Consider the following 24,270-nt stretch of genomic DNA (forward strand, 5'->3'; position numbering starts at 1 on the left):
ATGGTATAATGGATTAGATAATGATTTACTATTTATACAGCTAAGGAGGAATATTTATGGCTACAGGACAATCTTTAGGAATAATAGAAACTTGGGGATTAACTGCTGCAGTTGAGTCAGCTGATGCGATGGTAAAAGCAGCTGATGTAGAATTTGTAGGATACAAGTCAATAGGTGCAGGACATGTAACAGTATTCGTTAGAGGAGATGTTGGAGCTGTTAGAGCTGCAATAGACGTTGGAATAGAAAGAGTTCAAAAAGTTGGAGAGCTTCTTGGATCTCAAGTAATCCCAGCACCTCATAGAGAAGTAGACGAAATCCTAGCAAGAAAGTTATAAAATATTTACTTAAAAAAGACTGTCATAAAAACTTAAATTTAATTTTGTTTTTATGGCAGTTTTTTATTTTCAAATAAAAAGAAAGCAGTAGAGTAAATAAGATTATACTTTATGCTCTATAAATATAAAGAAAATATTACAGGGATTTTATTATATAAAGAAAATTCAATCAATAATCATATTAAACCATTAAAGAAATTATTCTACATATATTTATAACAATATAAATGAGGTGTTAGTGTGGAAAATAGAGAAGAAATAAATAAAACTAGTATTGAATATATAAAAGGTGGAAAAGAGTTGTTGAAATCTATTGAGCCTTTATGGGAGAAACTTAATAATCATCACATAAAAAAATCTATTTATTTTAAAGAGCAGTTTAGAGAACTTAGTTTTAAAGAAAGAAAAAGAGCTATGGAAAAAGGAGAAGAAAAAGTTTTCTTTATAACTTTAGCCAGAGATATAGTGATAGATAAATACATAGGATACGTTATAGCTCATATATCAAAAGACAATATAGGAGAAGTTGATTCAATTTATATTGAAGATGAGTATAGAGGTCTAAAGATAGGAGACGTTTTTATGAAAAATTCTCTTGAATGGATTCAAGAGACAGGTGGAGAGAAGATAACTATTAACGTAGCATTTGGAAATGAAGAAGTATTTAAGTTTTATGCTAGATATGGATTTTTTCCCAGGAAAACTACCTTAGAAAAGATATAAAGCGCTTGAGATATTAAGAAACTATTATACCAATACAAAAAATATTTCACTTTATTTTGGGAGGTTAAATATCTATGAAGACAAAGCATAAAGTATATGGCTGTATAATTGCAATTATTATAGTAATCACAAGCATGTATATATATAATGATTTACATTATGTAAAATATGAAAATATACAAAATCATATAGAAAAAGAAATTGGACATGAAGTAACAATAGAAAAGAATCTTGAAAAATCACAATACTACTTTTTTCTTTATACTTATGAAGATAGTGAAAAAGAAAAACAGATTGGAATGTCTTTTTATGAAAAGAAACCATTTAGTAGATATGAAAGAATCGGAGGATCTTTAGGAAATAAGGTAACTGGAAAATACTATGCTAGAGGTGGCTCTTTGATTTATTGTGTATTTGGAGCAAATATAGATAATAGTATTTCTAAAGTAAGGATTGACCTAGATGAAAATAAGTATGAAGAAAAAATTCTAGATGAAAGTTACTATATGATACCATTTGTATTTAAGAATAAGAATGTCGAATATGACAAAATTACATTCTATAATAGTAAGGATGAAGACATAACAGAACAAATAATTGAGAAAAGGATGTATGATATAGAATAAAAATTACTTAAAAATTTTTAAGTATATAATCATCTATTTTTGATATTACTGTTAGATATTTTCCGGTAGAAAGATTAATAGAACCAGTTGAAGATAAAAGAATGTGCAAGGAGAAGTATGTAGTATAATTTATAAGTCAAACTAAGAAAGAGGAGGTAATGGGAATTGAATATAATAATAAGACAGGAAGAAGAAAGAGATTATTCATCAGTAAAGTATGTAGTAGAAAAAGCATTTGAAAATGCAGAGTATAGTGACCACAAAGAGCAACTTTTAGTTGAGAGGTTGAGAAAAAGTGATGCATTTATACCAGAATTATCCCTTATTGCAGAACTAAATAAAGAAATTATAGGACACGCTATGCTTACAAAGCTAATTATAAGAAATGGCAAAAATGAGTATGAGTCACTTGCTCTAGCACCTGTTTCAGTTCTATCACAGTATCAGAATATAGGGATTGGAAGCAAGCTAATTAACGAAAGTTTGAAGGTTGCAAAACAAATTGGTTTTAAATCAGTAATTGTCCTAGGTCATGAGAAATACTATCCTAGATTTGGATTTATGCCTGCAAGAACATGGGGTATAAAATGTCCATTTGAAGTACCAAATGAATCATTTATGGCACTAGAACTTGAAAGAGATAGCCTTTCTGATGTTGATGGAACCGTAATTTATCCTAATGAATTTTTTGAATAGAATGTGTTATATAAAATGAAAGTTTATTGTATAAAACTCGTCTCTATGAAACTAGAGATTATGGTAATGTAGAGGCCAAAATTATATTAGAGATATTTCACACAGATAAATAATATGAACTTATTTATAATTATTTAAAGATATATCCATAACAGGGGAGTAGAACAGAAATGATAGAAAATGAAAATAAGATAGTTGATTACAATTCAGATATTCAAGAAGAACTTGAGGCATTTTTTAAAATAGTTTTAGAATCTAAGGGACAGAGATTCGAACCAGAAGGTCGTCACTCAGAACTAAGGAATATTGAAAATGTATATTCAAAAAGTAAAGGCGGATTTTGGATTTATAAAATAGACAAAATAATAGTTGGAACAGTGGCAATAAGACCATTATATAAAGATCAATTAATTTGTGAATTGAAAAACATGTATGTATTACCAAAATATCAAGGAAAAAAAGTATGGTAGAACTTTATTCAACTATGCACTTAAAAAGGCTAAAGAAAAAGGATATAGCTATATAAGATTAGATACAACCAAAGATTCAGTAAAAGCTATAAACTTATATAGATCAGCAAACTTTTATGAAATACAAAGATATAACAATAATAATATTGCTGACGTTTTTATGGAGTTGAAAATTAAATAAATTTAATATATGAATCATATAACTGATCTATATTCAAATCATAGAAAAAAGTAAGAAGTGTATATTCTTTAAAGAAGAAAGGAAGTTTTATTAAGTGGACAAAGATGTTTTATGGTATATGGAAAAGCAAATAGATAGAACTATAGATAATTTAAAAAAGAATAATATGGCTGGATTTTTTGTTAAGGATGATATAGAGTTAAAGGCTCTCTTAAAAGAACTTATCTCTGAGAATTCTACAATAGGAGTTGGTGATTCTATGACTCTCTTTGAAACAGGAGTTATAGAATTTTTTCGCAATGGAAACTATGTTTTTTTAGATAAATATAGAGATGGAATTACAAGTGAAGAAAAAAGGCAAATATACATACAAAACTTCTCGTCAGATACTTTTATATGTAGTACAAATGCTTTAACTGAGAACGGGGAACTTTATAACATTGATGGTAATGGAAGTAGGGTTGCACCAATGATTTATGGGCCTAAGCAAGTTATTTTAGTAACTGGAGTAAATAAAATTGTTAAGGATATAGAGCAAGCAGAAAAAAGAGTCAGAAATTATTCAGCACCAATTGATGCTAAAAGATTAAATAAAAAAACTCCATGCACTACTTTAGGTTATTGCATGGATTGTAATAGTCCTGATAGGATATGTAATGACTTCATAATTATCAGAGGGCAATTTATTAAAGACAGAATAAAGGTAATTATTGTAGGAAAAGAGCTAGGATACTAATGTCTTATATAGTAGTGTAGCTATATTATGAAATGAAAAAGTATTTTTGTTGTCAGGTTTTCCGAAATTTTTACTAAAAATAATAAAACTAATCCTTATAAAGGAGGTACGAAAGATGCAATACGGACCAAATACAAATGCAATATATCCAAACGATTCAATAAAAAGCATTTGCTTTATTAAGAATGTAATTACTCGTCCCAATATAACTGTTGGAGATTATACTTACTATGATGATATCAATGGAGCGGATAAGTTTGAAGAACATGTTACACATCACTATGAATTTATTGGTGATAAATTAATTATTGGTAAGTTTTGTGCCATTGCAAAGGGTGTAGAGTTTATCATGAATGGCGCCAATCATAGAATGAACTCTGTAACAACTTATCCATTCAATATCATGGGCAACGGATGGGAAAAAGTAATACCATCTCTTGATGACATGCCATTTAAAGGAGATACAATTGTTGGCAATGATGTTTGGATTGGACAGAATGTTACTATTATGCCTGGAGTTCATATAGGAGATGGGGCAATTATTGCAGCAAATTCAGTAGTTACAAAGGATGTTTCTCCATATCATATTGTAGGTGGAAATCCAATTAAAGTTATAAAGAAAAGATTTAATGATGAACTGATAGACTACCTACTAGAGATTAAATGGTGGGACTGGCCAGCAGAAAAAGTATTCTCTAACTTAGAAATACTTTGTAGCTCTGATTTAAATAGAATTAAGTCTATTAAGTAATATTTAAAAGTATATAGATATTTCTTAACTTTAAACCATAGATATTATAAAATAAAGATTAGAGATTCATAAACTGAATAGTGGAAAAAGAAATTATCTGATTTATATTTTAGTTTATAAAGTTAGTATTCAAAGACTAATATATTGAATTTAGAGGAATCCTATTATTTAATACTAATATAAAAGGAAGGAACTAAAATTGAAAAAAATGCTTGATGCTAATAATAAGAGGGTCTTTGTAGCAATAGAATTTCCAGAAGACATAAAGAACTATTTGAGTAAAATTCAGAAATCAATTATTGAAGAGAGTGAAAAAGGTAACTTTACTACTAAAGAAAACCTTCACTTAACTCTTAAATTTATTGGAGAAGTAAATGAAAGTGATTTAGAAAAAATAAAAATATGTATTGATAAAGTTGCGCTAGAACAAAATAATTTTCAATTATATTTTAATGAATTAGGTCAGTTTCCTAGGGGAAATAAATCTATAGTATGGGTTGGACTAGAATCAAATGAAATATTAAATGAACTATATTCTAAATTAGAAATAACTCTTGAGGAAATAGGTATTACAAGAGAAGAAAGAAACTTTAAACCACACATTACTATAGGAAGACAAGTAATCTTTAATAAAAAATTCAATCAAATAGTAGAACAGATTAATATCGATAAATTATCTATACCTGTAGATAAAATTTCTTTAATGGAAAGTACTAGAGTAAATGGTGAACTAAAATACATTCCTATTCATGTAAAGAAATTTAAATAAGAAACTTACTTTTACAGACTTATACTATTATGAAATTAATTATAGGAAAATAAAATCTAATATTATGTAAGCATAATATACTTAATGCATTAAATGATAAGATAAATTATCACTTAATGCATTTTTTATTTAAATAAAAAGTTTTTATGAACCCAAAGAGTCTATAGACTATCTAATGTATGAGAATATAAAGGGTATATGTTCATATACTAGTTTAAAAAAGAAAGCCAAGAAGTTTTTACTAACCGAATAAACGTCATAAGCAGTACTTATAAAAAATTGTTATATCTATAGTAAAATGTGATAGTAACTGCAGATATACTCTATAAGAAGCTATGATTAAAACTTAAAGTGTAAAAAGCTTATAATTTTATAAAAGCATTTAAAGCAGACGATAGATATAAAGATAAAAAGTTATATATATCTGATACAAAAATTCCTAAGCTAGAAAAATATTTAGAATTAAAAATATCTGTGAAATAATAATGTATAGTATAATATTAGTCTTATATTAGATACTATATAAAAAGAGCATATATACTATTTTGGATATGTACTTTTTATATAAACAATATCTAAACTTTTAAATATATTAAACAATTTATAACTCCTTGTGATAATATAGTATATAATAAACTGTATTATGTTAAAAGGAGACTCAAATGAATAAGCAAAAATTTAAAGTCATAATGGGAAATGAAGATAATAATAATTATAAAAAATATAAATTTATAAAAGCAGAAGTTACAAATACAAGACTTATGGGAGTAATAGGTTTAGTTATATACTGGGAGCTAGAAGATGGTGGTAAATACTGTCAACTGTTTCACTTAGATGCAGAAGAGTATGGAATAGATGACTATGAGAGTATGATAAATGAGGAAGATGAAGATATTAACAAAAGAAAACTAATGATGATGGGTGGACTTGGTGGAGAGTTCATATCTATCAGTGAAAAAGAAGCGAGGTACTTAGTTTGTGAATTTGCTAATAGAAACAATAAGTTTTCAACATATATTCCAAGTCCTGAAGAATACGAATTTATTCTAAATGTGAAAGTAGAACTTGAACAAAGTGAAATAAGTACTTTATGGAATAAGATATGTGAAAAGATAACTTCAGTTAACCAGATAATAAACTACTTCATAATGAGATCAGTTGGTAAAGACTATGAAGCATCTAGATACTTATCATTAAAAGATATTGACTATAATCCAGTGAAGAATGCATCTATATTACTTAAAAATGTAATTAGTGAAACTAATGGAGATGATATAGAATCATATACTACAGAATCTCTTATAGACTTTGAAGATAAGCATAAAATAGTTATATCGAAAATAAGGGTACAAGATACAGAACTAGGCTTAAAAATAGTAGATGCAGAAATTAAAGAAGTAATGAAGATTAGTAGAATAGAAGCTGGATTTAAACTTAATAAAAAAGAGTATATTCTCGTTTATGATATAAAAGATAGAGAGAGGATAATAGGAGCTTTTGATTTATTAAAGCCCCATGCAATGAAGGGGTATTTTGAAGACGGATATCTTTATACAGAATTTAACTTAGATAATAAACATGTGAGCAATAGGGTTTATTATTTAAATGATGATGTATATGGGGTATATTATATAACTGAGGGAAACGAGCTTATCGTTGCTACTTATGACTATAGAATACTGGAAGAAATTGAAGACTACTTTTTAGAAGATAGATTTAAGGATATATTAGCATTAAAAGAAAAAGTAGAGATGAACCAGTCTATACTTTATGAGTTTATTAATAGTGACTGTGATACTTTTCGTGATTTTCTTAAATAAATTAAAATAATTAATAAAACTTAAGTACATCTCTGATATTAGATAAAGTTAATATCGGAGGTGTATTTTTATATTTTATATAAAAATACTTATCAATAATAGTTGATATATTTTACCTAATATAATTATAATTAGTGAAAGAATAAGATATATAACTTTATAGTAAAAACAGGGGGGAATTTTAAAATGGATAAAATACTTTTAGTAGAAGATGACTCTACGTTAGCAATGGGAATCGAATATTCTTTGAAAAGTGAAGGATATATAGTTGACATAGCAAATTGTGTTTCAAAGGGAAAAGAGTTGGTAGATAAAAGAGACTATGATTTAATTTTATTAGATATAATGCTTCCAGATGGAAGCGGATATGAAGTGTTTAAGTATACAAGAAAAAACAAATCAATACCTGTAATATTTTTAACAGCCCAAGATGATGAAGTTAATATTGTGATGGGACTAGATATTGGTGGAGATGATTATATAACTAAACCATTTAGGATAAGGGAGCTTATATCTAGAATAAAGGTGGTTCTTAGAAGATCTAAGATGCCATTTGAAAGAAAAATTATTATGTCAGACAATATAAAAGTAAACTTAATGGAACATAAAGTACATATAGAACAGGATTTAGTTCAACTTACCCCCTTAGAGTATAGACTATTAGTTACTTTAATGAGTAATCCATACCAAGCATTATCTCGAATTAAGATTTTAGAAAGAATATGGGATATAAATGGAGAGTTCGTAGATGATAATGCATTATCAGTATATGTAAGACGTCTTAGAGAAAAAATAGAGGTAGACTCATCTAAACCTACTTATATAAAGACTATAAGAGGTGTAGGATATAGTTGGAATGTAGATGTGAGGGGGATTTAAATTGTTTAGAAATGAAGAATTTAAATCAGTGACAATTAAGGTTATATTGCTACAATTAATATTTGCAATAACAGGACTTATTATGATAAATACATTTATGAATGATATAAATACTAGGGTAATAGAACGAGATCTAGCTTTAGTTGGAAGTATAGTGAACAAATATCCTCAACTTAAAAATGAAATTATACCTTATATAACTAAAGATGTATCTACAGCAGATAAACTAAAAGGACAGTCAATACTAAAAAGTTATGGGTACGATATTGAACTTAATAAAAAATATCATCCCATTTTTAAAATAAATAATTTAAATGTACAAATAACTGTATTTCTAACAATACTTTTATTTTTATTTCCTTTAATCACTATATTAATATTTGAATATAAAAAGATATATAGAAAAGTACGAGAGGTATATAGTGCGTCTGAAAAATTCGTTGAAGGAGATTTCTCTATTCATTTAAAAGAAGAAGGTGAAGGAGAATTTAATATACTCAATCATCAATTTAATCAAATGGCAAACAGACTAGAGAATAGCTTGAAAATGCTTAAAAAGGACAAGTTGTTTTTAAAAAATATGATATCTGATATATCACATCAGCTTAAAACACCCTTATCTTCTTTAATAATTATAAACGATATTTTAACTGAAGATGAAGATATGAACAAAGAATCTAGATTAAATTTCTTAAGCAAGGAAAGAAGTCAGCTGGAAAGAATGGAATGGTTAATAATAAACCTACTTAAAGTTGCTAGAATAGAATCGGGTTCAATAGAATTTAGGAAGGAAAAAGTATTTTTAAAAGAAGTATTAGATATAGCAACTAATACACTAAGCCATCAACTGAAATCTCAAGTTGTATATATAGAAGGAAATTTAGATATAGCTTTTTTTTATGGTGATAAAGATTGGACAGGAGAAGCATTGATAAATATAGTTAAGAATGCTATAGAGCATAGTAGAGGAAAGATTATCATAACTCTAGAAGAAACTCCACTGTTCAGCAGTATAAGAGTAAAAGATAATGGTATAGGAATAGAGGAAAAACATTTACCTTATATATTCGAAAGGTTTTTCAAAGTGAATAATGAAGTAAAAACAGAAAGTATAGGCATAGGACTTAATTTAACAAAATTAATAGTAGAATCTCAAAACGGTATTATTTCAGCCAAAAGTAAAAAGAATCATGGAACTGAGATTACTATGACATTTTTAAAGAATAATACAAATCTTACTAAAAAGTAATCTAGATATTCATCTCCTCGTAAGATTGACTTTATATAATTATAGCTAGAATAAAAATAGGAGGAAGGATTATGGAGATAGTAAAAGTTGTAGATGTATGTAAGTCTTATGGAAAAGGCAATACAAAGGTAGAAGCTTTAAAAAATGTTAATCTAACTATAAATCAAGGAGAATTTGTAGCTATAGTAGGAGCAAGTGGTTCTGGAAAAAGCACATTATTACATTTATTAGGTGGTGTGGATAGACCTACTAGTGGAAAAGTATATGTAGATGGAATAGATGTATATAATCTTTCAGAAAAAGAGTTAGCGATATTTAGAAGAAGAAAAGTAGGCTTCATATTTCAGTTCTATAATCTAGTGCCAGTATTAACGGCAGAGGAAAATATGCTGCTACCTTTATTATTAGATCGTAAGAAGATTAATAAGGAGAAGTTCAATGAATTAGTAAGTATACTAGGATTAGAAGATAGAAGGCATCATTTGCCTAATGAACTCTCTGGTGGGCAACAGCAAAGGGTGTCTATAGGTAGGGCACTGTCATATAACTCCTCAATAGTATTAGCAGATGAGCCTACCGGAAATTTAGATAGCAAAAATAGCAAAGAAATAATAGATTTACTTAAGATATCCGTGAAAAAGTATAATCAAACTTTAATCTTAATAACTCATGATCTAAACATAGCGTCTCAAGCAGATAGAATTATAACTATAGAAGATGGTAAGATTGCAAGGGATGAGGTGGCAAGAAGTGAAGAGTTATAAAGATATTACCTATAGATATCTAAAAGGTCAAAGGAATAGGACTTTACTTACTATTCTTGGTATAGTTTTATCAGTCGCACTCATTTCATCCATAGGTACTATTATGCTTAGCGCAAAAAATGCTTCAGTTGAAGATGCAATAAGAAGAGTTGGATCGTATCATGCAAATTTTAAAAATATAGATAAGATGAATGCAGATAAACTGGTTAATCATACAGGTATATCTGAATCAGGAAGAATGACATTTGAAGGTTCAGCTATAGTAAGAGAATCTACCGAACAAGAAAGAAAAAAGTATGGTATAGACATTCCTTATAGATACATAGATATTAGTGCTTATGAACAAGAAGCTTTAGATATGGTAACTTATAATTTAAAAGAAGGAAGACTACCAGAATCATCAGATGAAATAGCTATAGAGCATTGGATGCTTAGTTATTTTGATAAAGATATAAAATTAGGAGATAAATTAAAATTAACCATCGGAAATAGAGTAGGATTAGAAAATGAAGAAAAGAAAGAAACATTTGAAAAGAAAAAGAAAAAAGACTATACCCTAGTAGGGATTATTGAACCTGAATACTTCTGGAGGGGAAATTTAGTTACTACTGGCATTACTATTATGGATGAGAAAACTGATGCTAAAAGTAGTTATAATGTATACGTAAAAGTACCAGACATAAAAAATGCAAATGAAAAAATAAAATCAATAGCTAAAAATATTGGTGAAAGCGAGGAAAATATAGAATATAATAATAGGCTTTTAAGGTTATCAGCTGAAAGTATGAATGAGACATTTAATGAATCAGTAATAGCACTATTAATATTTGTTATCTCAATAATTATGATATGTACCATAGCAGTTATATATAATTCATTTAATATTTCTGTATTGGAAAGGACTAATCAGTTTGGATTATTAAGATCGGTAGGTGCTACTCCAGAACAGATTAGAGAAATAGTATTAAAAGAAGCTTTTATACTCAGTGTAATAGGCATACCACTAGGACTATTCTTAGGACTATTTGCTATGAAAGCTGTTTTGTACATCATTAGTCTGTTAAAATTGAGTATTAATGCTTTGGATTATATGAAAATAACTATTTCACGATCTGTATTTTTAATAAGCTCAATAATAGGATTAATAACAGTATTCTTATCTGCCATAGCACCAGCAAGAAGAGCTGGAAAGGTTTCACCATTAGAAGCAGTTAAGAATACAGGAAGTATTAAAAAAGAGTCAATGGGAAAGGGTAGAAAAAGAATATTTATTAGAAAGATATTAGGTGTAGAAGGAGAAATTGCCTATAAGAATTTAACGCGAAATAGGAAGCGATTTATAATAACTGTATTTTCTATGGTTATAAGTATTTCATTATTTATTATCTTCTCATCTTTTTCTAACTATATGTCTAAAGCTGGTGCTATAGATAAAGATGAACTTGGTGACTTCATGCTATATGGAAGTATGGGGGATGAGACAGATGAAATATATTCTAAATTAAAAAAAGTTACGGATGTAGAGAGAGTATACAAAATTAATAAAGATCAAGGTGAGATATTAATTGAAGAAAATAAAATTACTAAGAAATTAAAAGAAATGAGTTCAGAATCATTTAAAGTAGAAAGAGATAATCTGGTTAAAGTTGATGGTATAGAGATATTTACTATTGGAGATGACAACTTTGAAATGTTAAAGAGTGTACTAGAAAAAGGAAGTTTAGATGTAAAAGAATTAAATGAACAGAATGGAGTATTAGTTATAAATAATACTCGAGTATATAATCAAGATACCAATAAACGTTCTTTAATTAAGGGATATAACCTAGATGTAGGTGATAAATTACTTTATTCATCTCGTAAAGTGGATAATACTGGAGTGGAAAAGAGATATGATGAATTAAAAGTTATGGGTATCTTAGAAAAAGTAATATTTGAAAATACACTAGGGAACACACATATGAGTGGTGGTATGAGCATAATTACAACAGAACAAGTATGGAAAGAGCTATTTAACAGAGATAAAGAAAATCAAGAACCTAATAGTGCAAAGTCAGTAAGTGAAGAAATCTCAATGATGATTATACAAATGGCAGAAGGAGGTAATAACGAAAGCATTACACCTTATTTAAATGATCTAGAAGAAAATATAAAGGAATTTAGCTATATAGATTTTTCAGAAATGGCTAGAGAGAGTAGAAAAGCTGAAGCTATAATGAATATATTCTTATATGGATTTGTAGCTATAATTACGCTAATTAGCTCTATAAATATAATAAATACTATAAGTACAAATATAATGCTAAGAACTAAAGAAATAGCAACTATAAAAGCAGTAGGTATGACTCAATTCGGAGTTAAAGCTATGATAGCTTTAGAAAGTTTATACTATGGTATATATGCATCTATAATAGGAGGAACTGTTGGTACATTACTAGCATATATGCTATATAGGATAACATTTAGAATTAGTGAGTTTGAATGGACTATGCCTTGGCAAAGTATAATTATAGCCTGTTTAGGCTCTACAATAATAGCATTACTGTCTGGAATATATCCGATTAAAAAAATAAATGATAAGATTATAGTAGAGAGTATAAAAGCAGAGAATTAATTCTCTGCTTTTTATATTACGTTATAAATATAATTAATACTTTGAAATAAATGTTTATTATAGCCAGGAATAAGGCAGAAAAAATGAAAAGATATAGCCTTGGGATATTACTTCTTATAACCTTGTGATGCTTTCTATGTTTTCATTAATTCCACCTGTTGAGGAATAGTTTTTTAAAATTATGTCACAAAAGAATATCTAATCACGTTATAGGTATGAAAGTAGATTTTATAATTATTTAAAGGAGGTGTGAAATGAGAATAAACAATCTTGACGATACTTTTGCTACAGGGGGAGAAGATAATTTACAGCATGCTATAAAACTATATGGTCAACCTCTTTTGAGATATTGCCACAATATACTTTGTGACTACTTTGAAGCTCAAGATGCAGTACAAGTAACGTTTATTAAAGCCTATAAGAAAAGGAAAAGCTTTAAAAAAGGAACATCATTATCTGCTTGGTTATATCGGATTGCATATACAACTTGTATAGATTCTCTAAGAAAGAAAAAATTATTATTCTTTATGCCACAAACAAAGATAGACTCAAAATCTTTTGTATTGAACATAAATAATGACTCAAACTTTATAAGTGAAGAGTTAAGATTAGCACTTCTAACTTTATCCCCAGCAGAACGTGCCCTAGTATTTGGTAGAGTTATTGACGAAAAAAGTTACAAAGAGCTAGAAGCTATTCATGGAGTTTCTGCTACAACTTTACGTAAACGTTATGAAAGAGCAAAAATAAAGTTATCAAAAGCGCTACAAGAAGCTGATTTTTATTACAAAGAATTGGAGGTAACTAACAGTTACAAATAACTTATAAAAAGTTATAAAACACTATAGCTATTTAATAAGTTAGAAAATTGTTGACAGCCTCCCATGTTCATAAAGAGCATGGAGAGATAGATCTAAACTATCCAAAATCCTTTGAATTGCTGGAAACTCGTAAAGCTACTTAAACTACAACATAATCTGAAAAGATAAGTGTGAACGTTGCGAAAGCAGAAAAAATTAAGTAGATAGGATATGGTTAAATCCTAAGTTCTTTAATAATCGACAATCAGCAGGTAAGACTCTAAGTTACATTTAGTAATATGAGTAAACTTCAACGACTATCCCAAAAGGGAGTACACTACAAGCCATTGGTAGTGGAAGCGGAGGACACCTAAATAGTGAAAGAAAATCATTTAATGGGTGATGATATAGTCTACGCTTATGTGAAAACATAAGAAGTTCATGGTCTATAGCCTGAGAACTGTATATGTCTAGCGAACATATATGAATGAGCATAAAACCTATAGAAAGCTATAAATATATAATTAAATACAACGCAAAAGAACAACTGTTTATTTCATACTTCACTAAGTCACCAACCTGTATTATACTGGATAAAAGGGGTGAGACAATGATAAAGTCAGTAAAAATAAGACTACTACCTACAGCACAACAGGAAATATTAATGTTTAAATCAGTCGGAGTATCAAGATTTGCATATAACTGGGGATTAGCTAAATGGTAAGAAGAATATAAGAGAGGTTTAAAACCTAATGGTAAATCTATAAAAAAGAAATTTAACAATGACATTAAAAAACAGGAAAGCTTTAAATGGCTATATGAAGTTTCATCACAAATAACATCACAGGTATTTACGGATTTACAACAAGCTTTTAATAACTTTTTTAAGAAGACAGCTAACTATCCCAAGTTTAAATCTAAGAAAAAATCTAAACAATCATTTTATGTTAGATATGACAGAATGAATATAAAAGAGGATACAGTAAACATAGAAAAGATAGGAAGAGTAAAATTTACTACCAACTATAAAATACCTATACTAGAAAAATACAATAATCCTAGATGTAGCTTTGACGGGAAGTATTGGTACTTAACATTTGGTTACGAACACGGCGAAAACCAAGTCGAGTTAAATCAAGATTTAAGTATAGGAATAGACCTAGGAATATCAATACTTGCAGTAATAAATTGTTTGGATAGTCCGATTAAAAACATTAATAAATCTAAAGAAGTTAGAAGATTAAAAAAGAAATTAAAAAGACTACAAAGACAGGTAAGTAGAAAGTATGAAATGAATAGAGAATTTAATAAGTTTATAAAAACTAGCAATATAAAAAAGTTAGAGAAACAGATTACATTAGTCCATAGAAAATTAACAAACATAAGAAATAATCACATACATCAAGCTACTAATAAAATAATTAAAATGAAACCATATAGAGTAGTTATGGAAGACTTAAATATTAGTGGAATAATGAAAAACAAACACTTATCAAAATCAATCCAAGAGCAAAAATTATATGAATTTACTAGGCAAATGAAATATAAATCTGAATTCAATGGAATAAAATTTATCCAAGTAGATAGATTTTTCCCTAGTTCTAAAATGTGCAGTAAGTGCGGAAATATCAAGAAAGATTTGAAATTATCTAATAGGTTATATGCTTGTGAATGTGGATTAGAAATAGATAGAGATAAAAATGCTAGTATAAACTTAGGTAACTATAAAGTATCGTAAGTTCACCTACAAGAAGTATGGTACTATGTAGAATGCGTTGTATCCGAATTTAAGCCCTTGGAGTACTATATCAAACAAGAGTAGATTAACTTAGGATAATCGAAATAGGGTACGACGAACAGGGAATAAAAGTAGAACTTAAAATTACAAATTATTATATATTTATAGAATTTTATAGGTTTTATGCAACGGTAGTAAAGTGAAAAAAGACTTTGATGAAAAAATTATAAAAAGCGCACTAGATAATATAAGAACACCTGAATATGATATTTTTTCAAAAGTTGAAAAAGAAATTAAGAATAAAGAATCTAATATTAGCTTTAAAAAAGCAATTTCAGTCGGGGTAGCGATATGCTTATGTTTAACACTTTCTGTTGGAGTTATGGCAGCTACTATTCCAAGTTTTAATAAACTTTTATCTGTTGTTAGTCTAGAAATAGCTTCAATACTTCAGCGTGTAGAGGTCAGTAGTGAAGATAACGGAATAAAGATGGAAGTAATAGCCGCTATGAGTGACGATGAAACAACAGTTATCTATTTTACAATGCAGGATTTAACAGGTGATAGGATTGATGAAACCCTCAACATATCTGATTATGGAATGAGCAAAGGAAGTATGTTCACTTGTGAACTGGTTGATTATAATAAGTCAACCAAAACTGCAACTTTACGTATGGAATCTAATGGTGGAGAAAAGATAAATAATGAAAAAGTAGAATTTAATATAAGATCATTTGTTGGTGACAGATCAATACTTCATGGAATTGATACGGGTATTACCATAGTAGATATATTAGCAGTTAAAGATTCACAAACAATTCCATTTGATATGAAAAATCTATCGGGTATAGGTGGTGATTTAATTGAGGAACTCAGATCACAGGACACAATAGAATTGTTGAAAGTAGATCAAATGAATCTTACTTTGCCTAAAATAGATCTTATGCATATTTCTAATATAGGGTATATTGATGGTAGACTTCATATCCAGACTAAATGGTCGAGAGATAGGGTTAATGATTATGGAGACTTATATCTTGCTGATAGTTCAGGAAATACTCTAGATGTTAGAATGTCAAACGTTTATTTTGGAGTAAATGAGTCGAATGAGGCAACATATGGAAATGGATATATTGAATATATCTTTGATATAGATAAAACAGAGCTTAACGAGGTAAAACTTATGGCGACTTTTACTTCAAATCGTAACTATACAGAAGGGAACTGGAAAACTTCATTTAAAATAGAGGCCATTGAAGAACAGAAGAAAATCGACTGCAATATAGAACTAGGTACAGGGTCTATAGATAGCATTTCAGTGTCACCATTAGGAGTAACTTTAACTGGTAGTGTAAAAGATATTCCTTCTTATGACTCTATTTCTGTTAGCATTAATATGAAAGATGGTAGCACTAAAACCTTTAGCACACGAGTATCATCTGTTGAAGATGGAAAGACTAAGCTTAAATACATGCCTTCTTTGCCTTTAGATCTTTCATTAATTAAATCAATTAATATTAATGGAACTATCATAAAGATGAACTCTTTAAAATAACCTAAAAATATTAATATATTAAGAACTGGTTTTAAAACCAGTTCTTAAGTTTGTATTCAAATCAGCTTAATTGCTTTCACTTAATACTTTATTTATAGCATTTACATAAGCCTCTATACTAGAAGCTATAATATCTGTATTAAGACCTTTACCAGTATAAGATTCACCATCTTTACTAATCTTAACTATAGCTTCACCTTGAGAATCTTCACCTTCAGTTACAGAATTAAGTGAATAGTCTTCTAATACAAAGTCTATATCAACAATTTTATTTATAGCATTGAAAACTGCATCTATAGAACCATCGCCAGTAGCTGACTCCTCTTTGATGTTTCCTTTATAATCAAGAGTTACTGTCGCAGTTGAAGTTATATTAAATCCACTATTAATTACAAAGTTATTTAAAGAATATATTTGTGGAATAGATATAGATTTTTTAGTTACTATAGCCTCTAAGTCTCTATCACATACAGTCTTCTTTTTATCCGCAAGACTTTTAAACTGTTCGAAAGCAGAATCTAAGTCTTCTTTAGATAAATTGAATCCTAAAGTTTGAAGTCTATCTTCAAAAGCATGACGACCAGAATGTTTCCCTAAAACCATTACATTAGTTGTAAGACCTACTGATTCTGGAGACATTATTTCATAAGTACTTCTTTCTGCTAATACACCGTGTTGATGAATGCCTGATTCGTGAGCAAAAGCATTTGCTCCTACTATAGCTTTATTTGGTTGAACAGGAACACCAGTTATAGAAGTAAGTAATCTACTAGTTTTAGTAATTTGTTTAGTGTTTACATTAGTAGTAGCACCAAAGAAGTCTTTTCTAGTATTAAGAGCCATAACAATTTCTTCTAATGCAGTATTACCGGCTCTTTCACCTATACCATTTACAGTACATTCAACTTGTGTAGCACCAGCTTTTACAGCAGCTAAACTGTTTGCTACAGCCATACCTAAGTCATTATGACAATGTACAGATATATCTGCTTTATCTATATTAGGTACAGTAGTTTTAAGATGATTTATAATTTTAGAAAACTCATCAGGAGTAGTATATCCGACAGTATCAGGGATATTGACCACTGTAGCACCAGCATTTATAACGGATTCTACAACTCTAGATAAGAAATCTAAATTCGTTCTAGAAGCATCCTCTGCTGAAAATTCAATATCACTACAGTACCCTTTTGCGTGCTTCACCATAGCAACAGCTCTTTCAACAACCTCGTCTGGAGTCATTTTTAACTTGTGTTTCATATGAATATCAGAAGTAGCTAAAAAAACGTGTATTCTAGGATAGTTAGCATATTTAACGGCTTCCCAAGCACGATCAATATCTTTAGTAAGGGCTCTTGCTAAGCTTGCTACAGTACAGTTTTTAACATTTTCAGATATAGTTTTTACAGACTCAAAGTCACCAACAGATGCAATAGCAAAGCCAGCCTCTATAATGTCTACATTTAACTCTTCTAATTGTTTAGCTAAAACTATTTTTTCCTTTAAATTCATAGTACAACCAGGAGATTGCTCTCCATCTCTTAAAGTAGTGTCGAAAATTTTGATTTGTTTAGACATTTATATTCCCCCTAATTTAATTATTTAACTACCGTCATCTATTTAAAATAAAAAAACTCGTCCTCTAATAATATTAAAGGACGAGTTGAACCCGCGGTACCACCTTAGTTACACCAAAAAGATATCTCTTTAAGCCGTTATCGAGGCTAGTCGGTATCAACTAATAGGAAAAACCTTTCGCAGATACTGCTTAGGAGTGAGTGTATATTACTAAAGTATCGGTTCACACCAACCACCGACTCGCTGCAACTTATCATAAAATACTTATCTCCATCATTGCTTTATAGATTAATTTAAAATTATGCGTTTACTTGAATTATTATGTATTCTAACAGTTAAAAATGGCAATGTCAAGGAAAAGTTTTAGAGATAAAGTAACAAACTTTAAAATTGTTTAAATCATTTGTTGACATGTTGAAATATCAATAGTAAAATTCTAAATAATCATACATTAACGTGGTATAATTATATATTAGAGGGAGGGAGATAAAAATGATAGCATCAGATGCTATAATAAAATGTCTGGAAGAAGAAAATGTTGAAATCATATTTGGATATCCAGGCGGAGCATTACTTCCTATATATGAATCTATGAGAAAGTCTAATATTAAGCACATACTAGTTCGACAAGAACAATCAGCCGCGCATAATGCTAGTGGATATGCGAGAGCTTCTGGAAAAGTTGGAGTTTGTATGGCAACATCAGGGCCAGGTGCTACAAACTTAATTACTGGTATAGCAACAGCTTATATGGATTCAGTTCCAATGGTTATAATAACTGGTCAGGTAGATTCAAGTCTCATAGGAAAGGACATTTTTCAGGAGGCAGATATAGTAGGATCAACACTACCATTTACAAAGTATAATTGTTTAGTAAAAAATGCAGAAGATATTCCAAGAATTTTAAAAGAAGCTTTTTATATAGCTAAAACAGGTAGACCAGGACCAGTGCTTATAGACATACCATCAGATATACAACAGAAAAATATTAATTTTGAATATCCTAGTGAAGTAGATATAAGAGGATATAAGCCTATAAGTGAAGGGCATATAGGTCAGATAAAGAGAGCTATACGTAAGATAAAAAACAGTAAAAGACCTATAATATGTGCAGGTGGAGGAGTTTCAAGTGCAAATGCTAATAGAGAACTAAGAATATTTGCAGAAAAAGTTGGTATACCTGTAGTTTATACTCTAATGGGAATAGGAGCTATAGATTCTGACTCTAAATTTAACTTTGGTATGGTAGGTTCTCATGGTCACAGCTATGCAAATAAGCTAGTGAATAAATCAGACTTAATAATAGTTATAGGAGCTAGGATTGCTAATAGATCTGCTATAACTCAGTCTGCAAAAGAAACTGATATTATTCATATAGATATAGACACAGCAGAAATAGGAAAAAACTTATCAGCAGATATACCTGTAGTTGGAGATGCAAAAAATATATTAAGTGATTTAATAGATAGATTAGACAATATAGGATTAGAAGACTGGATAAATGAGGCAGAAGAAATAAAAGGAAGTTATCAAAAGAAAGAAGAAATAACAGAAAATATAAATCCGCGCAAAGCAATTAAATTTATTTCAGATACAGTAGATGACGACACTATATTAACTGGAGATGTAGGTCAAAATCAAATGTGGTGTGCTAGAAATTTTGAGGTTAAAGGAAATAGAAGGTTCATTACATCTGGTGGCTTAGGAACTATGGGATATAGTTTACCAGCATCTATAGGAGCTAAGTTTGGCGCTGAGGATAGAACTGTAATAGGTGTTATGGGTGATGGTAGTATTCAAATGCTATTATCAGAACTTGGAGTTATAAGAGAATATGATTTAGATATAAAAATTATTGTATTTAACAACAGTAGATTAGGAATGGTAAGGGAACTTCAAGATAATACTTACGGAAAAGGAAATAATAATGCCGTTGTATTTAAACACTCACCAGATTTTGTTAAGATAGCAGATGGATTTGGGATAAAAGGAATAAAAGTAAATTCAAATGAAGATTTTGAAAAAGCTTTTAAAGAGTGCTTAGATTTAAAGGAACCATTCTTGATAGAATGTATAGTTGACTCAGACTTTAGTACTATTTAGATAGGAGATGATTAAAATAAATAAGCATATGTTATCTGTATTAGTAGAAAATCAAGCAGGAGTTCTCAGTAAAATATCTGGCTTATTTACAAGACGTGGATATAATATAGACAGTTTATCTGTTGGAGAGACAGAAGATCCTGAGATTTCAAGAATGACTATAACTCTAGAAGGAGATAGACAAACTGTTGAGCAAATAGTAAAACAGCTAAACAAACTTATAGATGTAATAAAAGTTACGGAGTTAACTAACGAGGATTCAGTATGTAGAGAGCTTTTACTTATAAAAGTAAAAGCTGATTTAAAAACTAGATCTGACATCATAGGTATTGCAGGAATATTCAAAGCAAAGATAATAGATGTAGCTAAAGAGAGCTTAATACTTGAATTAACAGGAGATAGTGAAAAGATAGAGGCATTTACTGAAATCTTAAAGCCTTACGGGATATTAGAATATAATCGTACAGGCTTAACAGCATTAAAAAGAGGAAAATATAAATAAATTATCATAATATGGTTGACACTTTTCATAATATTGATATATAGTTATTGTATATAAATCAAATATATTAAGAATTTTGCATATTTATTAGATTTACTTGGAGGAAATGACATGGATAGACTTATTAGAAAAGAAAACAGAAAACAAAACAACTATTATTACTACTTTTTTATCTGGGGCTATTATTACTTTAGCGCTGGTTATTTGTTCTACAAAAAATAGTTGGAATGTTTACTGATGAGTCTAACATAGGGATATTAGCATAAGTGAATAGAATAGATAAAACTATCTATAAACTGTAAACTTATAAAAATATGTGAAAACAGGAGGAGTCTCATTAGAGGCTCCTTTTTTGTATATATAGAAAAAATTGAAAATAGGAGGAAATAATAATGATTATAGTATTTAGAAAAGGAACACCAACAGAGGAAATAGAAGTAATTAAGCAAAGAATGTTAGAAAAAGGTTTAAGATTAAACGAATCTATAGGAGAAAGTAGTCATCTTTTAGGACTAGTGGGGGATACGAGTAAAGTGAATAAGGGACAAATACAAGCAAATAAAAATGTTGAAAAGTTAATATCAGTACAGGAGCCATATAAATTAGCTAATAGACTATTTCATCCAGAAGATACTATAATAGATGTAAAAGGGAGTATAATAGGAGGAAAGAATATAGCAATAATGGCTGGTCCGTGCTCAGTAGAAAGTGAAGAGCAAATAGTGGAAGTGGCAGAAGAAATTAAAAAATCAGGAGCAACTTTCTTGAGAGGAGGGGCATTTAAGCCAAGAACATCTCCATACAGCTTCCAAGGAATGAGAGAAGAAGGATTAGAATTACTTAAAAAGGCCAGAGAAATCACTGGGTTACCAATAGTTACTGAAATAATGTCAGCAGACTATGTTGAAAAGTTTAATGAAGATGTAGATGTAATTCAAGTTGGAGCTAGAAATATGCAAAACTTTGAATTACTAAAAGAGTTAGGTAAAATTAGAAAGCCTATTCTATTAAAAAGAGGAATGTCAGCAACTATAGAAGAGCTATTAATGTCAGCAGAATATATAATGGCTGGTGGAAATGAAAATGTAATTTTATGTGAAAGAGGAATTAGAACATTTGAAACTTACACAAGAAACACTTTAGATTTAAGTGCTATACCAGTACTTAAAAAATTAAGTCATTTACCAGTTATAGTAGATCCAAGTCACGCGGCAGGTTTAAGATGGTTAGTTGAACCATTATCAAAAGCAGCATTAGCAGTTGGAGCAGATGGACTTATGATAGAGGTTCACAATGACCCATCAAATGCAAAATGTGATGGTCAACAATCGATAAAGCCAGAAGAATTTGATAAACTAGTTAAATCACTAAGAGAAATAGCTAAGATAGAGGGAAAAGAATTATAGTAAGGGGTGTATTTTAAGTGGAATTTGATTTTAACGTAACTATAGTAGGTTTAGGACTTATAGGTGGGTCTTTTGCTGAAGCAATAAGAGAGCTAAAGCCTAAAAACATATGGGCTATAGATATAGATGAGGAATCTTTAAAGTATGCAGAAAGTATAGGCATAATAGATAAAGGATATACAAATGGGGAAGTTCCACTTAAAGACTCTGATATAATAATAATATGCTTATATCCAGAGCTTACACTGAAATTTGTCAAAGAAAATATGAAAAACTTTAAAAGTGGTGCTATAATCACCGATGCAGTAGGAATAAAAGAAAAAGTAATGCAAGGAATAAACTCTTTTATCAGGGATGACCTAGACTTTATAGGAGGTCATCCTATGGCTGGAAGAGAGACTAGTGGAGTTAAGTCAGCGTCTAAAGATATATTTAAAGATGCAAACTACATAATAACTCCTACAGATAAAAATAAAAAAGAAAATATAGAGATTATAGAAAATTTAGTTAGAGAAATAGGATTCACTAAAGTAGTAAAAATTGATCCTGGAAAGCATGATGAAATAATAGCGTTTACTAGCCAACTCCCTCATGTTATAGCTATAGCAATGATGAATTGTAACTATATAGAAAATGTAAACTCATTTACAGGTGGAAGCTTTAATGATGTAACTAGGATTGCAAAGATTAATCCATCATTATGGTCGGAACTTATGATAGAAAATAAAGAACATATAGTAGCTCAAATAGATCTATTTCAAAATTATATGACAAAGGTAAAAGATGCTATAAAAAATAGTGAGTATAATTTACTAGATGATATACTTACAGAGTCTAGTAAAAGGAAGGAGGAGCAGTCTAAAAATGTATAATCTTAATGTTAATCTTCCAGATAAGAAGTATCAGATAGTAATAAAAAAAGGAATTATGAGTGAAATTGGAGAAAAGATAAAAGAAATATATAAAGCAAAAAAGATAGCTGTAATCACAGATACGAATGTTAATAAAATATATGGTGATAAGCTTAAAGATGACCTTGAGAAAAGTGGATTTGAAGTTGACTTTGTAGTAGTAGAAGCAGGGGAAAAGAGTAAATCCATAAGTGTACTAGAGAGCGTGTATGATAAACTCCTTTCATTTGGAATGACAAGAGGAGATATGATAATAACATTTGGTGGAGGAGTAGTAGGAGATTTAGGTGGTTTTGCTGCATCAACTCTGCTTAGAGGTATAAAGTTTATACAGATACCTACATCATTACTTGCTCAAATAGATAGTAGTATAGGTGGAAAAGTAGCTGTGAACTTGCCAAAAGGTAAGAATTTAGTAGGAAGTTTTTATCATCCAGAAATAGTATTTATAGACCCAGATCTTTTAAAAACGCTAGATAAGAGATTTATAGCAGATGGAATGGCAGAAGTTATAAAGTATGGATGTATAAGAGATAAAAAACTATTTGATAAACTTCTAGGCTATAGTTCAGAGGAAGAACTATTTGAGAACATAGAAGAAGTAATATATAATTGCTGTGATATAAAAAGAGAAGTGGTAGAGAGTGATGAAAAAGACCTAGGAATCAGAATGATATTAAACTTTGGTCATACTTTAGGTCATGTGATAGAAAATTACTTTAATTATGAGAAATATACTCATGGTGAAGGTGTAGCTATGGGAATGTACCATATTACTATGAAAAGTGAGGAACTTGGTATAACAAAGAAAGGTTCTGCTGAACTCATAAAACAAGCACTATTAAAATATAAATTGCCGTATGAGCTACCTAAGATGCCTAGTGAAAACATACTAGAAACTATAAACTTAGATAAAAAAAGTCATGTAGACAGTATAAGTTTAGTACTCTTAGAGGAAATAGGAAATTGTTTTTTAAAGAAGATAAATAGAAGCGAAATATTCGATTATATTTAAGTAGTTTGTCTAACGTCAGGTCTTAGGTAAATATAAGAAAGGGGGA

General features: G+C 29.3%; 23 protein-coding genes, 1 pseudogene and 1 other annotated feature. Of the genes and pseudogenes, 23 read left to right on the forward strand and 1 reads right to left on the reverse strand.

Translation table 11 applies throughout. The features are described from left to right. The first annotated feature begins 56 nt into the window (after nt 1–56). The 18 genes and pseudogenes from CURI_RS06065 to CURI_RS06140 all read left to right on the forward strand — a co-directional run bounded on the left by CURI_RS06065 (nt 57) and on the right by CURI_RS06140 (nt 16,709). Nucleotides 57–338 carry a BMC domain-containing protein gene (locus CURI_RS06065; RefSeq protein ID WP_014967349.1) on the forward strand — a complete coding sequence of 94 codons (282 nt, stop codon included), beginning with the start codon at nt 57–59 and terminating at the stop codon, nt 336–338. Nucleotides 339–578: 240 nt separating this feature from the next. Further along, nucleotides 579–1,061 (forward strand): GNAT family N-acetyltransferase, encoded by a 483-nt coding sequence (locus CURI_RS06070; protein WP_014967350.1) that lies wholly within the window; start codon nt 579–581, stop codon nt 1,059–1,061. Between the two features lie 74 nt (nt 1,062–1,135). Further along, nucleotides 1,136–1,687 (forward strand): hypothetical protein, encoded by a 552-nt coding sequence (locus CURI_RS06075; protein ID WP_014967351.1) that lies wholly within the window; start codon nt 1,136–1,138, stop codon nt 1,685–1,687. Nucleotides 1,688–1,852: 165 nt separating this feature from the next. Continuing rightward, entirely contained in the window at nt 1,853–2,383 is a 531-nt protein-coding gene (locus tag CURI_RS06080; protein ID WP_014967352.1) for a GNAT family N-acetyltransferase, read from the forward strand. Between the two features lie 170 nt (nt 2,384–2,553). Beyond that, a complete protein-coding gene (locus tag CURI_RS16335; RefSeq protein WP_051003975.1) occupies nt 2,554–2,853 on the forward strand; it encodes a GNAT family N-acetyltransferase in 300 nt (99 codons plus the stop codon). After that, nucleotides 2,816–3,034, forward strand: coding sequence for a GNAT family N-acetyltransferase (locus tag CURI_RS16525; protein ID WP_051003976.1), 219 nt, complete (start codon nt 2,816–2,818; stop codon nt 3,032–3,034). Before CURI_RS16335 ends, CURI_RS16525 begins: the two co-directional genes overlap by 38 nt. Before the next feature lie 94 nt (nt 3,035–3,128). Beyond that, nucleotides 3,129–3,770: a lactate utilization protein gene (locus tag CURI_RS06090; RefSeq protein ID WP_014967353.1), complete on the forward strand. Its 642-nt coding sequence runs from the start codon at nt 3,129–3,131 to the stop codon at nt 3,768–3,770. A 115-nt stretch (nt 3,771–3,885) separates the two neighbouring features. Next, nucleotides 3,886–4,521 (forward strand): Vat family streptogramin A O-acetyltransferase, encoded by a 636-nt coding sequence (locus CURI_RS06095; protein WP_014967354.1) that lies wholly within the window; start codon nt 3,886–3,888, stop codon nt 4,519–4,521. 208 nt (nt 4,522–4,729) lie between these two features. Next, entirely contained in the window at nt 4,730–5,290 is a 561-nt protein-coding gene (gene thpR, locus CURI_RS06100; protein WP_014967355.1) for an RNA 2',3'-cyclic phosphodiesterase, read from the forward strand. Between the two features lie 662 nt (nt 5,291–5,952). Beyond that, nucleotides 5,953–7,110, forward strand: coding sequence for a hypothetical protein (locus CURI_RS06105; RefSeq protein WP_014967356.1), 1,158 nt, complete (start codon nt 5,953–5,955; stop codon nt 7,108–7,110). A gap of 186 nt (nt 7,111–7,296) precedes the next feature. Further along, nucleotides 7,297–7,989 carry a response regulator transcription factor gene (locus tag CURI_RS06110; protein ID WP_014967357.1) on the forward strand — a complete coding sequence of 231 codons (693 nt, stop codon included), beginning with the start codon at nt 7,297–7,299 and terminating at the stop codon, nt 7,987–7,989. A 1-nt stretch (nt 7,990) separates the two neighbouring features. After that, on the forward strand, nt 7,991–9,238 hold the full coding sequence (locus tag CURI_RS06115; protein WP_014967358.1) for a HAMP domain-containing sensor histidine kinase: 1,248 nt from the start codon (nt 7,991–7,993) through the stop codon (nt 9,236–9,238). 71 nt (nt 9,239–9,309) lie between these two features. Beyond that, complete coding sequence (locus CURI_RS06120; RefSeq protein ID WP_014967359.1) at nt 9,310–10,002, forward strand: ABC transporter ATP-binding protein; 693 nt, start codon at nt 9,310–9,312, stop codon at nt 10,000–10,002. Beyond that, nucleotides 9,989–12,616: an ABC transporter permease gene (locus tag CURI_RS06125; protein WP_014967360.1), complete on the forward strand. Its 2,628-nt coding sequence runs from the start codon at nt 9,989–9,991 to the stop codon at nt 12,614–12,616. Before CURI_RS06120 ends, CURI_RS06125 begins: the two co-directional genes overlap by 14 nt. Nucleotides 12,617–12,870: 254 nt before the next feature. Next, complete coding sequence (locus tag CURI_RS06130) at nt 12,871–13,437, forward strand: RNA polymerase sigma factor (protein WP_014967361.1); 567 nt, start codon at nt 12,871–12,873, stop codon at nt 13,435–13,437. A gap of 589 nt (nt 13,438–14,026) precedes the next feature. Then, on the forward strand, nt 14,027–14,140 hold the full coding sequence (locus CURI_RS16095; RefSeq protein WP_228370462.1) for a helix-turn-helix domain-containing protein: 114 nt from the start codon (nt 14,027–14,029) through the stop codon (nt 14,138–14,140). A 33-nt stretch (nt 14,141–14,173) separates the two neighbouring features. Further along, a pseudogene (locus CURI_RS06135) lies at nt 14,174–15,154 on the forward strand (RNA-guided endonuclease InsQ/TnpB family protein); the annotation flags it as partial. Nucleotides 15,155–15,353: 199 nt separating this feature from the next. Further along, entirely contained in the window at nt 15,354–16,709 is a 1,356-nt protein-coding gene (locus CURI_RS06140; RefSeq protein ID WP_014967362.1) for a DUF4179 domain-containing protein, read from the forward strand. Nucleotides 16,710–16,775: 66 nt separating this feature from the next. Here CURI_RS06140 and CURI_RS06145 read toward each other — a convergent pair whose 3' ends face one another. Then, entirely contained in the window at nt 16,776–18,287 is a 1,512-nt protein-coding gene (locus CURI_RS06145) for a 2-isopropylmalate synthase (protein WP_014967363.1), read from the reverse strand. Nucleotides 18,288–18,360: 73 nt separating this feature from the next. After that, nucleotides 18,361–18,573: a binding site (T-box leader), on the reverse strand. Nucleotides 18,574–18,779: 206 nt separating this feature from the next. On the opposite strand from CURI_RS06145, the gene ilvB reads away from it, so the two are divergent. The 5 genes from ilvB to aroB all read left to right on the forward strand — a co-directional run bounded on the left by ilvB (nt 18,780) and on the right by aroB (nt 24,224). Next, nucleotides 18,780–20,390: a biosynthetic-type acetolactate synthase large subunit gene (gene ilvB / locus CURI_RS06150; RefSeq protein ID WP_014967364.1), complete on the forward strand. Its 1,611-nt coding sequence runs from the start codon at nt 18,780–18,782 to the stop codon at nt 20,388–20,390. 7 nt (nt 20,391–20,397) lie between these two features. After that, nucleotides 20,398–20,892 carry an acetolactate synthase small subunit gene (ilvN, locus tag CURI_RS06155; protein WP_014967365.1) on the forward strand — a complete coding sequence of 165 codons (495 nt, stop codon included), beginning with the start codon at nt 20,398–20,400 and terminating at the stop codon, nt 20,890–20,892. Nucleotides 20,893–21,284: 392 nt separating this feature from the next. After that, the gene (gene aroF, locus CURI_RS06160) at nt 21,285–22,298 is read left to right on the forward strand and encodes a 3-deoxy-7-phosphoheptulonate synthase (RefSeq protein ID WP_014967366.1); all 1,014 of its coding nucleotides are present in this window, start codon (nt 21,285–21,287) and stop codon (nt 22,296–22,298) included. A 17-nt stretch (nt 22,299–22,315) separates the two neighbouring features. Then, nucleotides 22,316–23,170 carry a prephenate dehydrogenase gene (locus CURI_RS06165; protein ID WP_014967367.1) on the forward strand — a complete coding sequence of 285 codons (855 nt, stop codon included), beginning with the start codon at nt 22,316–22,318 and terminating at the stop codon, nt 23,168–23,170. Further along, nucleotides 23,163–24,224, forward strand: coding sequence for a 3-dehydroquinate synthase (gene aroB / locus CURI_RS06170; RefSeq protein WP_014967368.1), 1,062 nt, complete (start codon nt 23,163–23,165; stop codon nt 24,222–24,224). The genes CURI_RS06165 and aroB overlap by 8 nt, the downstream gene beginning before the upstream one ends. The last annotated feature ends 46 nt before the right edge of the window (nt 24,225–24,270 follow it).

Origin of the sequence: Gottschalkia acidurici 9a, assembly GCF_000299355.1 — a bacterium.
Lineage (GTDB): Bacteria > Bacillota > Clostridia > Tissierellales > Gottschalkiaceae > Gottschalkia > Gottschalkia acidurici.